The following is a 249-nucleotide window of genomic DNA, read 5'->3' as shown; positions in this document are numbered from 1 at the left end:
GCGGTGTGGCCGTCCGTCACCGTGGTCGTGCCCGCCCGTGACGAGGCCGAGGTGCTGCCGGTGAGCCTGCCCTCGCTGCTGACGCAGGACTACCCGGGGCGGGCGGAGGTGCTGCTGGTGGACGACGGTTCCACGGACGGTACGGGGCGGCTCGCCCGCACGCTCGCGGAACGCACGCCTGACGGCCTGCCGTTGACGGTGCTGTCTGCGGGCGAGCCGCCCCGTACCGTCCGTGGAACCGTCGTCCAC

Annotated in this window: 1 protein-coding gene; it reads left to right on the top strand. The window is 74.3% G+C overall.

The window, feature by feature from the left end; genetic code table 11:
- On the top strand, window positions 1-249 hold a 249-nt coding region (locus AB8Z75_RS35370), incomplete at both ends, for a glycosyltransferase (RefSeq protein WP_369209255.1).

Origin of the sequence: Streptomyces sp. PU-14G (assembly GCF_041028275.1) — a bacterium.
Taxonomy (GTDB): domain Bacteria; phylum Actinomycetota; class Actinomycetes; order Streptomycetales; family Streptomycetaceae; genus Streptomyces.
The sequence above is the reverse complement of the archived record's forward strand: the minus strand, read 5'-3'. Positions and strand labels throughout refer to the sequence as shown.